This window comes from Klebsiella sp. C349492, assembly GCF_042055345.1.
GTDB lineage: Bacteria > Pseudomonadota > Gammaproteobacteria > Enterobacterales > Enterobacteriaceae > Klebsiella > Klebsiella scottii.
Genome location: NZ_JANQCE010000002.1, coordinates 192,032 through 205,491 on the forward strand (window position 1 = coordinate 192,032; position 13,460 = coordinate 205,491).

The 13,460-nt window shown below is 54.8% G+C and carries 10 protein-coding genes and 1 pseudogene; 9 read left to right on the top strand and 2 right to left on the bottom strand.

Going from position 1 to position 13,460, the window contains the following annotated elements; genetic code table 11:
- The first annotated feature begins 52 nt into the window (after nucleotides 1–52).
- From bolA to NWP14_RS08635, 9 genes and pseudogenes are all read left to right on the top strand, one after another.
- Complete coding sequence (gene bolA, locus NWP14_RS08595; RefSeq protein WP_041144317.1) at nucleotides 53–370, top strand: transcriptional regulator BolA; 318 nt, start codon at nucleotides 53–55, stop codon at nucleotides 368–370.
- Between the two features lie 344 nt (nucleotides 371–714).
- Nucleotides 715–2,013, top strand: coding sequence for a trigger factor (gene tig, locus NWP14_RS08600; RefSeq protein WP_095094401.1), 1,299 nt, complete (start codon nucleotides 715–717; stop codon nucleotides 2,011–2,013).
- Nucleotides 2,014–2,373: 360 nt separating this feature from the next.
- Nucleotides 2,374–2,997: an ATP-dependent Clp endopeptidase proteolytic subunit ClpP gene (gene clpP, locus NWP14_RS08605; RefSeq protein WP_002891804.1), complete on the top strand. Its 624-nt coding sequence runs from the start codon at nucleotides 2,374–2,376 to the stop codon at nucleotides 2,995–2,997.
- Nucleotides 2,998–3,129: 132 nt separating this feature from the next.
- Nucleotides 3,130–4,404 (top strand): ATP-dependent protease ATP-binding subunit ClpX, encoded by a 1,275-nt coding sequence (clpX, locus tag NWP14_RS08610; protein WP_041144319.1) that lies wholly within the window; start codon nucleotides 3,130–3,132, stop codon nucleotides 4,402–4,404.
- 184 nt (nucleotides 4,405–4,588) lie between these two features.
- Nucleotides 4,589–6,943 carry an endopeptidase La gene (gene lon, locus NWP14_RS08615; protein ID WP_095094403.1) on the top strand — a complete coding sequence of 785 codons (2,355 nt, stop codon included), beginning with the start codon at nucleotides 4,589–4,591 and terminating at the stop codon, nucleotides 6,941–6,943.
- Nucleotides 6,944–7,150: 207 nt separating this feature from the next.
- Nucleotides 7,151–7,423: a nucleoid-associated protein HU-beta gene (hupB, locus tag NWP14_RS08620; protein ID WP_002444653.1), complete on the top strand. Its 273-nt coding sequence runs from the start codon at nucleotides 7,151–7,153 to the stop codon at nucleotides 7,421–7,423.
- A gap of 213 nt (nucleotides 7,424–7,636) precedes the next feature.
- On the top strand, nucleotides 7,637–9,511 hold the full coding sequence (gene ppiD, locus NWP14_RS08625; RefSeq protein WP_331834152.1) for a peptidylprolyl isomerase: 1,875 nt from the start codon (nucleotides 7,637–7,639) through the stop codon (nucleotides 9,509–9,511).
- A 148-nt stretch (nucleotides 9,512–9,659) separates the two neighbouring features.
- Nucleotides 9,660–10,023 (top strand): annotated as a pseudogene (locus NWP14_RS08630) (ComEA family DNA-binding protein).
- Between the two features lie 110 nt (nucleotides 10,024–10,133).
- On the top strand, nucleotides 10,134–10,532 hold the full coding sequence (locus NWP14_RS08635) for a YbgC/FadM family acyl-CoA thioesterase (RefSeq protein WP_095094412.1): 399 nt from the start codon (nucleotides 10,134–10,136) through the stop codon (nucleotides 10,530–10,532).
- Nucleotides 10,533–10,633: 101 nt separating this feature from the next.
- On the opposite strand, the gene queC is transcribed toward NWP14_RS08635, so the two are convergent.
- Both queC and NWP14_RS08645 read right to left on the bottom strand, forming a co-directional pair.
- Nucleotides 10,634–11,329 carry a 7-cyano-7-deazaguanine synthase QueC gene (queC, locus tag NWP14_RS08640; RefSeq protein ID WP_095094414.1) on the bottom strand — a complete coding sequence of 232 codons (696 nt, stop codon included), beginning with the start codon at nucleotides 11,327–11,329 and terminating at the stop codon, nucleotides 10,634–10,636.
- Between the two features lie 66 nt (nucleotides 11,330–11,395).
- The gene (locus NWP14_RS08645; protein ID WP_375215177.1) at nucleotides 11,396–13,096 is read right to left on the bottom strand and encodes an SgrR family transcriptional regulator; all 1,701 of its coding nucleotides are present in this window, start codon (nucleotides 13,094–13,096) and stop codon (nucleotides 11,396–11,398) included.
- Nucleotides 13,097–13,460: the final 364 nt, after the last annotated feature.

Below are 13,460 nucleotides of genomic sequence, written 5' to 3' on the forward strand. Positions count from 1 at the left end.
CTAACATTTAAAAGGAATGGCGGCATCCCAGCGTTGTCGGAGGAGAAAATTCATGATGATACGTGAACAGATCGAAGCAAAACTTAGGGCAGCGTTCGACCCCGTGTATCTCGAAGTCGTGGATGAAAGTTATCGCCACAATGTTCCCGCGGGCTCCGAAAGTCATTTTAAAGTGGTGTTGGTGAGCGATCGTTTCACCGGCGAGCGTTTTCTCAGCCGTCACCGTATGATCTACGGTACGTTGACCGAGGAGCTGTCAGGCCCCGTGCACGCGCTGGCGCTGCATACCTATACGATTAAAGAGTGGGAAGGACTCCAGGACACCGTCTTTGCTTCCCCTGCCTGTCGTGGAGCCGGAAGCATCGCGTAGAAATCCCATTTGCAACCGCTGGAGCTTTTCCAGTATGTTGCGTGAAGATTTATCAGAAAACGGCCTACGGGCCGTTTTATTTTGCCTGGAAATTGTGCGCTATGGTCACTTTTACAGGTAAATTTGCGCGAGAAATGTGAAAAATGCCGCAGCAGTGGGCGACAACCGTTCTCGACTCACAAAAGTGATGCCGCTATAATGCCGCGTCTTATATGAATGTCTTCGGGATGATTCTGACGACAGGGAATGTGTTTCTGAAGTGAAGAGGGCATCCCGGTTCTGCGAAGCAACCTACACGCGCTTCCAGAGTTGACCGAGCACTGTGATTTTTTTGAGGTAACAAGATGCAAGTTTCAGTTGAAACCACTCAGGGCCTTGGGCGCCGTGTAACGATAACTATCGCTGCTGACAGCATCGAGAATGCTGTCAAAAGTGAGCTGGTCAACGTAGCGAAAAAAGTTCGCATTGACGGCTTCCGCAAGGGTAAAGTGCCGATGAATGTTGTCGCTCAGCGTTATGGCGCATCCGTTCGCCAGGACGTGCTGGGCGATCTGATGAGCCGTCACTTCGTTGACGCGATCATCAAAGAGAAAATCAATCCGGCTGGCGCACCGAACTATGTACCGGGCGAATACAAGCTGGGTGAAGACTTCACCTACGCGGTAGAATTCGAAGTTTACCCGGAAGTTGAACTGCAGGGTCTGGACGCGATCGAAGTTGAAAAACCGGTTGTTGAAGTGACCGAAGCTGACGTCGACACCATGCTGGACACCCTGCGTAAGCAGCAGGCGAACTGGAAAGACAAAGACGGCGCTGTTGATGCAGAAGACCGTGTAACCATCGACTTCAGCGGTTCTGTTGATGGCGAAGAGTTCGAAGGCGGCAAAGCCTCTGATTTCGTACTGGCGATGGGCCAGGGTCGTATGATCCCGGGCTTTGAAGACGGTATCAAAGGCCACAAAGCTGGCGAAGAGTTCACTATCGAAGTGACCTTCCCGGAAGAATACCACGCGGAAACTCTGAAAGGTAAAGCGGCTAAGTTCGTTATTAACCTGAAGAAAGTGGAAGAGCGTGAGCTGCCGGAACTGACTGCAGAATTCATCAAACGTTTTGGCGTTGAAGATGGTTCCGTAGAAGGTCTGCGCGCTGAAGTGCGTAAAAACATGGATCGCGAGCTGAAAGGCGCCGTGCGTAACCGCGTGAAGACTCAGGCTATCGAAGGCCTGGTGAAGGCTAACGAAATCGACGTTCCTGCAGCACTGATCGACAGCGAAATCGACGTTCTGCGTCGTCAGGCTGCTCAGCGCTTTGGCGGTAACGAAAACCAGGCTCTGGAACTGCCGCGTGAGCTGTTCGAAGAGCAGGCTAAACGCCGCGTTGTTGTTGGCCTGCTGCTGGGCGAAGTGATTCGTACCAACGAGCTGAAAGCTGACGAAGATCGCGTGAAAGGCCTGATCGAAGAGATGGCTTCTGCTTACGAAGATCCGAAAGAAGTTGTTGAGTTCTATAGCAAAAACAACGAACTGATGGATAACATGCGTAACGTCGCTCTGGAAGAGCAGGCTGTTGAAGCGGTACTGGCGAAAGCTAAAGTATCCGAGAAAGCGACCTCCTTCAGCGAACTGATGAACCAGCAGGCGTAATTTCGCCCGGCGGTTATAAGGTTCGAGCAAAACCCGTTGCCGAGAGGCTGCGGGTTTTTTTTTAGAACAATGATAGCGTTAGGGCGAGTGCGAAAAGCCGATTTCAGTGATAGCGTTACGACAAAAGATTGTTATGCTTGAATTATGGCGACGTCGCCCCCATTACCGGGGAACGTAACTGCACGCGTGAAATCATGCATAATGACGAAGCGTGTCTGTCCGCCATCGTTGAGGACGCAGGAATTCAGCTTAAGCAGCAGTAATTCACATGATGACGGGCAGAAGACTCTGGCTGATAATCCGTCCATAAGGTTACAATCAGTGCAGCAGGTTTATTCAAAATTAATCCAGGAGACGGAAATGTCATACAGTGGCGAACGAGATAACTTTGCACCCCATATGGCCCTGGTGCCGATGGTCATCGAACAGACCTCGCGCGGTGAACGTTCTTTTGATATCTATTCCCGTCTGCTCAAGGAGCGCGTCATTTTTCTGACCGGCCAGGTGGAAGACCACATGGCGAACCTGATCGTGGCGCAGATGCTTTTTCTGGAAGCAGAAAACCCGGAAAAAGACATTTACCTGTACATTAACTCTCCGGGCGGGGTGATTACCGCCGGGATGTCGATTTACGACACCATGCAGTTCATCAAGCCTGACGTGAGCACCATTTGTATGGGCCAGGCTGCGTCCATGGGCGCGTTCCTGCTGACCGCAGGGGCGAAAGGCAAGCGTTTCTGCCTGCCGAACTCCCGCGTGATGATCCACCAGCCGCTGGGCGGCTATCAGGGTCAGGCAACGGATATCGAAATTCACGCCCGTGAAATCCTGAAAGTGAAGGGGCGCATGAATGAACTGATGGCACACCATACGGGTCAATCCCTTGAGCAGATCGAGCGCGACACCGAGCGTGACCGCTTCCTTTCTGCAGCTGAAGCGGTGGAATACGGCCTGGTCGATTCCATTTTGACCCATCGTAATTGATGCCCCTGGCGCAAGGGGGCCGCTATACTTGTCTGAAGTAGGACGGCACAACGCTTACCAGCGGCTTGCGCCTGAGAATGGCATTTGCGTCGTCGTGTGCGGCACAAAGAACTTAATAAGAGGTTTGGACTCATGACAGATAAACGCAAAGATGGATCGGGCAAATTGTTGTATTGCTCTTTTTGCGGCAAAAGCCAGCATGAAGTGCGTAAGCTGATTGCCGGGCCATCCGTGTATATCTGCGACGAATGCGTTGATTTATGTAACGACATCATTCGCGAAGAGATTAAAGAAGTCGCGCCGCATCGCGAGCGCAGTGCACTGCCGACTCCACACGAGATTCGCCACCATCTTGACGATTACGTTATCGGCCAGGAACCGGCGAAAAAAGTGCTGGCAGTAGCGGTATACAACCACTACAAGCGCCTGCGCAATGGCGATACCAGCAACGGCGTGGAGCTGGGTAAAAGCAACATTCTGCTGATTGGGCCAACGGGCTCCGGTAAGACCCTGCTGGCGGAAACGCTGGCTCGCCTGCTGGATGTACCGTTCACCATGGCTGACGCCACCACCCTGACCGAAGCCGGTTATGTGGGTGAGGACGTCGAAAACATCATCCAGAAACTGCTGCAGAAATGCGATTACGACGTGCAGAAAGCGCAGCGCGGCATCGTTTATATCGATGAAATCGACAAAATTTCCCGTAAATCGGATAACCCGTCGATTACCCGCGATGTTTCCGGTGAAGGCGTGCAGCAGGCGCTGCTGAAGCTTATCGAAGGCACCATTGCCGCCGTTCCGCCTCAGGGCGGGCGCAAACACCCGCAGCAGGAGTTCTTGCAGGTTGATACCTCCAAGATCCTGTTTATCTGCGGCGGTGCGTTTGCCGGCCTGGATAAAGTGATTTCTCATCGCGTAGAGACCGGTTCTGGAATTGGTTTCGGCGCGACGGTTAAAGCTAAGTCCGACAAGGCCAGCGAAGGCGAGCTGCTGTCCCAGGTTGAGCCGGAAGATCTGATCAAGTTTGGTCTGATCCCTGAGTTTATCGGCCGTCTGCCGGTGGTCGCAACGCTGAATGAGCTGAGCGAAGACGCGCTGATTCAGATCCTGAAAGAGCCGAAAAACGCCCTGACCAAGCAGTATCAGGCGCTGTTCAATCTTGAAGGCGCTGAGCTGGAGTTCCGTGATGAAGCGCTGGACGCTATCGCCAAGAAAGCGATGGCGCGTAAAACCGGCGCCCGTGGCCTGCGTTCTATCGTAGAAGCGGCCCTGCTCGATACCATGTACGACCTTCCGTCGATGGAAGACGTCGAAAAAGTGGTGATCGACGCCTCGGTTATCGACGGGCAAAGCAAGCCGCTGCTGATTTACGGGAAACCGGAAGCGCAGCAGGCGTCTGGTGAATAATTAGCCAACTCGCTCAAGCAGTTAACCAAAAAGGGGGGATTTTATCTCCCCTTTTATTTTTCCTGCATTCCTGCCGTTGAATGTGTGGATTACATCCCCATATACTGGATTACATATTAACGGCGACGCGATCAAGAGTCGTGCCGCTGGCTACCTGGCGGACTTTAAACTAAGAGAGAGCTCTATGAATCCTGAGCGTTCTGAACGCATTGAAATCCCCGTATTGCCGTTGCGCGATGTGGTGGTTTATCCGCACATGGTCATACCCCTGTTTGTAGGGCGGGAAAAATCTATCCGTTGTCTTGAAGCGGCTATGGACCATGATAAAAAAATCATGCTGGTTGCGCAGAAAGAAGCTTCAACGGATGAGCCGGGTGTAAATGATCTTTTCACCGTCGGGACCGTGGCGTCAATTTTACAGATGCTGAAGCTGCCTGATGGCACGGTAAAAGTGCTGGTTGAAGGCCTGCAGCGGGCGCGTATTTCCGCGTTATCCGATGACGGCGAGCATTTTTCAGCGAAAGCGGAGTACCTTGAATCGCCTGCTATTGAAGAGCGCGAGCAGGAAGTCCTGGTTCGCACAGCTATCGGTCAGTTTGAAGGCTACATCAAGCTGAACAAAAAAATCCCACCAGAAGTGCTGACGTCGCTGAATAGCATCGACGATCCCGCGCGTCTGGCTGACACCATCGCGGCGCACATGCCGCTGAAGCTGGCGGACAAACAGTCCGTGCTGGAGATGTCCGACGTTAACGAACGTCTGGAGTATCTGATGGCGATGATGGAATCAGAAATCGATCTGCTGCAGGTTGAGAAACGCATTCGCAACCGCGTTAAAAAGCAGATGGAAAAGTCCCAGCGTGAGTACTATCTGAATGAGCAGATGAAGGCCATCCAGAAAGAGCTCGGCGAGATGGACGATGCCCCGGACGAAAACGAAGCGTTGAAGCGTAAAATCGACGCGGCGAAAATGCCGAAAGAGGCTAAAGAAAAAACCGAAGCGGAACTGCAAAAGCTGAAGATGATGTCGCCGATGTCGGCGGAAGCCACCGTCGTACGCGGCTACATCGACTGGATGGTTCAGGTGCCGTGGAACGCCCGCAGCAAGGTCAAAAAAGATCTGCGCCAGGCTCAGGAGATCCTCGATACCGACCACTACGGTCTGGAACGCGTGAAGGATCGTATTCTTGAGTACCTCGCAGTGCAGAGCCGCGTGAATAAGCTCAAAGGGCCGATCCTGTGCCTGGTTGGGCCGCCGGGGGTAGGTAAAACCTCTCTGGGTCAATCCATCGCCAAAGCCACCGGACGTAAATACGTGCGTATGGCGCTGGGCGGCGTGCGTGATGAAGCGGAAATTCGCGGTCACCGCCGGACCTACATCGGCTCAATGCCGGGTAAACTGATCCAGAAAATGGCGAAGGTGGGGGTTAAAAACCCGCTGTTCCTGCTTGATGAGATCGACAAAATGTCCTCCGACATGCGCGGCGATCCGGCATCGGCTCTGCTGGAAGTGTTGGATCCTGAACAGAACGTGGCCTTTAACGACCACTACCTGGAAGTGGACTACGATCTGAGCGACGTGATGTTTGTGGCGACCTCTAACTCCATGAATATCCCGGCGCCGCTGCTTGACCGTATGGAAGTGATTCGTCTCTCCGGCTATACCGAAGATGAAAAGCTGAACATCGCAAAACAGCATCTGCTGTCGAAGCAAATTGAGCGTAACGCGCTGAAGAAAGGCGAACTGACCGTTGAAGACAGCGCGATCGTCGGCATCATTCGCTATTACACCCGTGAAGCGGGCGTGCGTGGCCTGGAGCGTGAAATCTCCAAACTGTGCCGTAAGGCGGTTAAACAGCTGCTGCTGGATAAATCGCTCAAGCACATCACCATCAACGGCGATAACCTGCACGACTTCCTCGGCGTTCAGCGCTTTGACTACGGTCGTGCGGATAGCGAAAACCGCGTAGGTCAGGTGACCGGCCTGGCGTGGACGGAAGTGGGCGGCGATCTGCTGACCATCGAAACCGCCTGCGTTCCGGGTAAAGGCAAGCTCACCTACACCGGTTCGCTCGGCGAAGTGATGCAGGAGTCCATTCAGGCAGCGCTGACCGTGGTGCGTTCTCGTGCGGATAAACTGGGTATTAACTCAGATTTCTACGAAAAACGTGATATCCACGTCCACGTTCCGGAAGGGGCGACGCCGAAAGATGGCCCAAGCGCCGGTATTGCGATGTGTACCGCGCTGGTCTCCTGTCTGACGGGCAATCCGGTACGCGCAGATGTTGCCATGACCGGGGAAATTACCCTGCGTGGCCAGGTGCTGCCAATCGGTGGACTGAAGGAAAAACTGCTGGCGGCACACCGCGGCGGCATTAAGACTGTTCTGATTCCTGACGAAAACAAACGTGACCTTGAAGAAATTCCAGATAACGTTATCGCCGATTTAGATATCCATCCGGTGAAACGAATCGAAGAAGTTCTGACACTTGCGCTGCAGAACGAGCCGTTCGGCATGCAGGTTGCCACGGCGAAATAGTGATTTCGCGCAAATTGCGCTAAGAAAAGTAGGGCTGGTAAGTAAATTCGTGCTTGCCAGCCTTTTTTTGTGTAGCTAACTTAGATCGCTGGCAGGGGGTCATCTACAACTCTGTTGTAAGGGCATGACAGTCCTGATATAACTGCTGCGCGGTCGCGCCACGAAGGATTCTGGTGCGATATAAATTATAAAGAGAGGAAGAGAACAGTGAATAAATCTCAACTGATTGACAAAATTGCTGCGGGTGCGGACATTTCTAAAGCTGCAGCCGGACGTGCGTTAGATGCTTTAATTGCTTCTGTTACTGAATCTCTGCAGGCTGGGGATGACGTTGCGCTGGTAGGTTTTGGTACTTTTGCTGTTAAAGAGCGTGCTGCCCGTACCGGTCGCAACCCGCAAACAGGTAAAGAAATTACTATTGCCGCTGCTAAAGTTCCGGGTTTCCGTGCTGGTAAAGCGCTGAAAGACGCGGTCAACTGATCGGCTTCCCGTCAGGGAATTTGACGAAGTACAAGGGCGCATCGCGAGATGTGCCTTTTTTATTTGTCCAGAACGCGACTTTATCTGTGTTTGCGTACACTTGTGGGCTGACAATCACCCCATTTTCTTGTCAAAATAGGTCCTCACGCGCGGCGGCCATCACGTGCTATGCTGCGCGAGCTAAAGTCATCTACAGCGGAGCGTTGTTACACCATGATGGACAACCTACGCACGGCCGCCAACAGCGTCGTGCTCAAGATTATTTTCGGTATCATCATTGTCTCGTTCATTTTGACCGGGGTGAGTGGTTACCTGATTGGCGGCAGCAGCAACTATGCCGCGAAAGTTAATGACCAGGAGATTGGTCGCTCACAGTTTGAAAATGCCGTTGCCAGCGAACGTAATCGTATGCAGCAGCAGCTCGGCGACCAGTTCTCTGAACTGGCGGCCAACGAAAACTACATGAAAACCATGCGTCAGCAGGTGCTGAACCGCCTGATCGACGAATCGCTGCTTGACCAGTACGCGCGTGAACTCGGCCTGAGCGTCAGCGATGCCCAGGTGAAACAGGCCATCTTCCAGACCCAGGCCTTCCAGTCTAACGGTAAATTTGATAACGAACGTTTTGGCGGCATCGTTAGTCAGATGGGCATGACCACCGACCAGTACGCCCAGGCATTGCGCAACCAGCTGACGACTCAGCAGCTGATCAACGCCGTTGCCGGTACCGACTTCATGCTGTCGGGCGAATCCGATCAGCTGGCGGCGCTGGTTTCTCAGCAGCGCGTGGTGCGTGAAGCAACGATTGACGTCAACGCGCTGGCGGCGAAGCAGACGGTGACCGACGCGGAAGTCGAGGCCTACTATCAGCAGAACCAGGCGCGCTTTATGGCGCCGGAGCAGTTCCGCGTGAGCTACATCAAAATGGATGCAGCGAGCATGCAGGAGAACGCTTCTGACGCGGAAATTCAATCCTGGTACGACCAGCATCAGGATCAGTTCACTCAGCCGCAGCGTAACCGCTACAGCGTGATTCAGACGAAGACCGAAGCTGATGCGCAGGCCGTACTGGACGAACTGAAAAAAGGCGCCGATTTCGCGACGCTGGCGAAAGAAAAATCTACCGACATTATCTCTGCCCGCAACGGCGGCGATATGGGCTGGCTGGAAGATGCGGCAACGGTTCCCGAGCTGAAAGATGCCGGGCTGAAAGAAAAAGGTCAGCTCTCCGGCGTGATCAAATCTTCCGTGGGTTTCCTGGTCGTGCGCCTGGCTGACGTTCAGCCTGCGCAGGTTAAACCGCTGGCCGACGTTCGTGCGGATATCGCAGCGAAAGTTAAGCAGGAAAAAGCGCTTGATGCGTACTACGCGCTGCAGCAGAAGGTGAGCGATGCCGCCAGCAACGATAACGAATCTCTGGCCGGCGCAGCACAGGCAGCGGACGTTAAAGTTGTCGAAACGGGCTGGTTCGGACACGACAACCTGCCGGAAGAGCTGAACTTTAAGCCGGTCTCCGACGCTATCTTTAACGGTGGCCTGGTGGGCGAAAACGGCGCACCGGGAAGCAACTCCGATATCATCACCGTTGATGGCGACCGCGCCTTTGTGCTGCGCATCAGCGAGCACAAAGCGGAAGCCGTTAAACCGCTGGCGGAAGTCAAAGCGCAGGTTACCGATATCGTTAAGCACACCAAAGCTGAGCAGCAGGCTAAGCTCGATGCGGACAAACTGCTGGCTGCCCTGAAAGACGGCAAAGGCGATGACGCGATGAAGGCCGCGGGCTTAAGCTTTGGTGCGGCGCAGACGCTGGCGCGTACCGGTCAGGATCCGCTGAGCCAGGCCGCGTTCGCTCTGCCGCTGCCGCAGGAAGGTAAAGCAAGCTACGGCGTGGGCAGCGATGCGAACGGTAACGTGGTACTGCTGGCTCTGGATGCCGTTAAAGCAGGCGACATGCCGGCTGAGCAGAAACAAGCTATGGTGCAGGGTATTACGCAAAACAATGCCCAGATTGCTTTCGAAGCGCTGATGAGCAGCCTGCGTAAATCAGCGAAAATTAAGCTCGGCGATATTGTCGACCAGCAGCAGTAATTTCGCGAGCACTCGCAAAAGCAAGTAACGTAATGCAATCCCCAAAGGCCGCTTTCGCGGCCTTTTCCATTTCTGGCATTCGCCTTTTGTACTCCTTTTTTCCGCTCGCTATCGTGGCCTTGCTGTCTACAAAAAAGGAGAACACAGCATGAAACCAAGAGTTAAAGCGTTCGTTGTTGCCGCCGCATTACTTTGCGCTGCGGGAAGCCCGATAGCGCTGGGGGGCGCCTGCCGACGGTAAGGCGTCGGTGGCGACAGGTAAGGAGAGCCTGCGGGCTAAAGCGCCCGACTCAGCCAAAGTGGCGGAGTCTGGGTCGGGGAAGGTCAGCATCAATAGCGCCAGCGCGCAGGACCTGATGGAGGCGCTGAACGGCGTCGGTCTGAAGAAAGCGCAGGGGATTGTGAGCTATCGCGAAGAGTTCGGGCCGTTTAAAACTATCGACGATCTCAAACAGGTTCCCGGAATGGGGCATGCGCTGGTAGAGCGCAACCTGTCACATCTGACCTTGTAATTTTGCATCGGGGGGTTGCAGCAGCGTAAATCTTTGCCAGACTAAAGAGGTTACACAAGTGGTGTGACCTCTTACCTCATCAATGATAATAAGACGAAGGCACTTGCGCTATGCAGACACAAATCAAAGTTCGCGGCTATCACCTGGATGTTTACCAGCACGTTAATAATGCCCGCTATCTCGAATTCCTCGAGGAGGCGCGCTGGGATGGCCTGGAAAACAGCGCGGCGTTCCACTGGCTCACCGCGCGCAATATCGCGTTTGTGGTCGTGAACATTAATATTAACTATCGCCGTCCGGCGGTCCTCGGAGATGTGCTAACCGTCACCAGCCACCTGCAGCAGCTGAATGGCAAAAGCGGCACATTAAGCCAGACGGTAACCCTGAACCCCGAAGGGGAAGTGGTCGCCGATGCGATGATTACCTTTGTCTGTATCGATTTGAAAACTCAGAAGGCGCTGCCGCTGGACGGTGAGCTGCGCGAAAAGCTCGAGCAGATGGAGCTGTAGCGGCAAGGGCCGGCGCGCATATTTCCCGCCACGCGCCGACCCTAATATGGACCTGTAACCCCGCTAAGCGAAGCGCGAGCGGGGGAAGCGTCTGGCGATGCTTACTGCAACCCTGTTTTTTGCTTCATCAGCGCCATGACGCCGACCTTATCGTCCTGGTACTGATTCAGGCCATTGGCGCGCAGGTTACAGGAGGCACACTGCCCGCAGCCGTCACCCTTAATTCCGTTATAGCAGGTCAGGGTTTCGGTACGGATCAGCTCCAGCTGGCCCCAGTAGTCGGCCAGCGCCCAGGTCTCAGCCTTGTTGAGCCACATCAGCGGCGTTTCAAAGCGGATATCTTTTGCCATGCCTAGATTAACGGCGTGGTTGAGCGCTTTCACGAACTCGTCCCGACAGTCTGGATAGCCGGAGAAGTCGGTCTCGCAAACGCCGGTGATAATCGCTTCGGCTTTAACCTGATAAGCGTAGATCGCCGTCAGGGTTAAAAAGAGGATATTACGCCCGGGAACGAAGGTATTCGGAATCCCGCTGGCGTCCGGTTCGTAGTCCGGAACCGGAATGCTGTCGCGGGTCAGGCTGCTCACGGCAAGTTCGTTAAGCAGGGTCACGTCCAGCACTTTATGAGCGACGGCGCCCAGCTTTAGCGCCAGCTCGCGAGCGACGTCGATTTCTGCGCGGTGGCGCTGCCCATAGTCAAAAGTGACGCAGTGCACTTCGTCATACTGTTTCAGAGCCTGCACCAGACAGGTCGTTGAATCTTGTCCTCCGCTGAAGACAACTACGGCGCGTTTCATGGTCATTCCTGGCTATTAAAATGAAAGCGGTATGGTAGCGCTTGATGAGCGCGGCGACCAGCTTCATCACGGCGATGAAGCCGGCAGCCAGGCGCTGGCGAAATCGAACCAGCCGCGCGCGTTAAGGCGCAGGCCGTTAACCCCCGGCGGAGCGCTAATGCGATAATTATAATTGAACAGCGGCGTCATGATGGCATCGTCCATCAACCTGTTGAATACGTTACGCAAGGCATCGTTACGGCTGCGCTCATCCGGCTGCATCTGTACCGCATCAAGCGTTGCCTGCAAATGAGCATACTGCGCCCCGGTCAGCAGGTTTGGCCACATGCTGTCGCAGCGTAGCCACTGCTCCAGGGTATATTCCGGCGCTTCACCGATCAGGCGATCGCCCATGATCAAATCCGCCCGCGCCAGTTCCTGGCAGCCGTCCCAGTTTTTGGCATCGTGAAAAATAAGCGTCAGGTCACAGCCGAGTTCGCTCAGCCGCTGACGTAGCTGTTCGGCCATCGTATGCAGCTCAACCGGCAGATGGTAGAGCAGGGTAAGCCGTTCGGGCAGCGCGACCTGGCGGTTTTCAGGCTCCTGCGGAATTGACCATCCGGGCAGCACTTCGTTGCTGGGGGTAATCAGATCTTCGTCCAGCGGCAGCGTTTCCAGCAGCGAGGAGCGATGAATAAGCGCCACCAGCCGCTGGGCCTGGGCTTTACTCAGACGAGGGCTTTGGCGCAGCGTCAGGTAGCAAAAGCCCAGGCTAATGCTGTTGCTGACCTGACGAAGATGAGCCAGCTCATCGGCATCGCCAATCGCTATCTGCACCGGATGACGGCAGCTGGTGCCTAAATCCTGCTCAAAAAGCTGCGGAGTGATCCAATATTCGACGGCCTGGATGAGCGGATGATTCAGATGATAGCGGGGATGATTCTCCAGCCGCACCAGCTCTGGACTCAGCAGCTTGAGGCGAAACGGGCCACTGCCGATCGTCGGATCGTCGGGATGCGCGAGGACGCTGCAATAGCTGGCAAGGCGAAACGGCAGCCAGTAATCCGGGCGATGCAGCGTGATAGTCAGGCGCTGAGCGTGGGTAACATCAATCCGGCTGATGCTGGCGAAGAGCGTACGCAATGCCGGTATATTGAGCAGCATCAGCAGACGCTGCCGTAGCTGAGGGGTCTCTATCGGGTCGCCGTTGTGCCAGAACAGCGTCGAGCGGATGTAAAAATGCCAACGCAATCCGTCTGCCGAGACTTGCCAGTGATGAGCCAGGTCCCCCATCGGGCAGGTACTTTGCGCATCAAAACGCAGTAAACCGGAAAATATCTGCCCGGCGAGGTGCTGCTCCGCCCGGCCGGGTAAAAAGCCGGGCCGCAGCGGTTCGAGCGGGCGATAGTAGGGGATACGCAGGGTCGGCGTATTGTTCTGCCACTGGCCGCCGAGGAACGGCGACAGCAGCGCTTTAAGATCGACCGGCGCCAGCTGGGCCAGCTCCAGCGCATTTTTCTGCTGTCCGCTATTTAGCGCCAGCTCCATCATCTCGTTACGCAGCATCTCTGGCGAGGTGTGAAAAAGAAGTGTGCCGCGCTTTCCACGCCCGGAGCTGGCCTGCCAGCTCAGCCAGCCGGCGTCCTGCGCCTGGCGCAACAGCGTGCGGATATGGCGTTCGCTGCAAAAACAGCGCTCCGCCAGCTCGCCAACGGTGACCTGCTGCGGGGCGCCGGAAGAGGGCAGCCAGAGGCGCTGGTATTGGTTCAGCCTGTTCAGTAATCTCATATACACTTCATCCTTCAACCTGCCTCTGCGTTGGCTGCGCTTGCTCACCCCAGTCACTTACTGGCGTAAGCTCCTGGGGATTCGCGCACTTGCCGCCTTGATGCAGGCCGAATGATTTTGTGTATATTCACCTCACCTGACAAGGCAATCTCTGTGTTGCTTGCAATTGCTCACCCCAGTCACTTACTGGCATAAGTTCCTGGGATTCGCGTACTTGCCGCCTTGATGCAGGCCGAATGATTTTGTGTATATTCACCTCACCTGACAAGGCAATCTCTGTGTTGCTTGCAATTGCTCACCCCAGTCACTTACTGGCGTAAGCTCTTGGGGATTCGCGCACTTGCCGCCTTGATGCAGGCCGAAT

Excerpts from the sequence above, each read along its gene's own strand:
- clpP (WP_002891804.1), top strand. The coding sequence starts at position 2,374 with ATGTCATACAGTGGCGAACGAGATAACTTTGCACCCCATATGGCCCTG.
- NWP14_RS08635 (WP_095094412.1), top strand. The coding sequence starts at position 10,134 with ATGCAGACACAAATCAAAGTTCGCGGCTATCACCTGGATGTTTACCAG.
- ppiD (WP_331834152.1), top strand. The coding sequence starts at position 7,637 with ATGATGGACAACCTACGCACGGCCGCCAACAGCGTCGTGCTCAAGATT.
- tig (WP_095094401.1), top strand. The coding sequence starts at position 715 with ATGCAAGTTTCAGTTGAAACCACTCAGGGCCTTGGGCGCCGTGTAACG.
- clpX (WP_041144319.1), top strand. The coding sequence starts at position 3,130 with ATGACAGATAAACGCAAAGATGGATCGGGCAAATTGTTGTATTGCTCT.
- queC (WP_095094414.1), bottom strand. The coding sequence starts at position 11,329 with ATGAAACGCGCCGTAGTTGTCTTCAGCGGAGGACAAGATTCAACGACC.
- NWP14_RS08645 (WP_375215177.1), bottom strand. The coding sequence starts at position 13,096 with ATGAGATTACTGAACAGGCTGAACCAATACCAGCGCCTCTGGCTGCCC.
- bolA (WP_041144317.1), top strand. The coding sequence starts at position 53 with ATGATGATACGTGAACAGATCGAAGCAAAACTTAGGGCAGCGTTCGAC.
- lon (WP_095094403.1), top strand. The coding sequence starts at position 4,589 with ATGAATCCTGAGCGTTCTGAACGCATTGAAATCCCCGTATTGCCGTTG.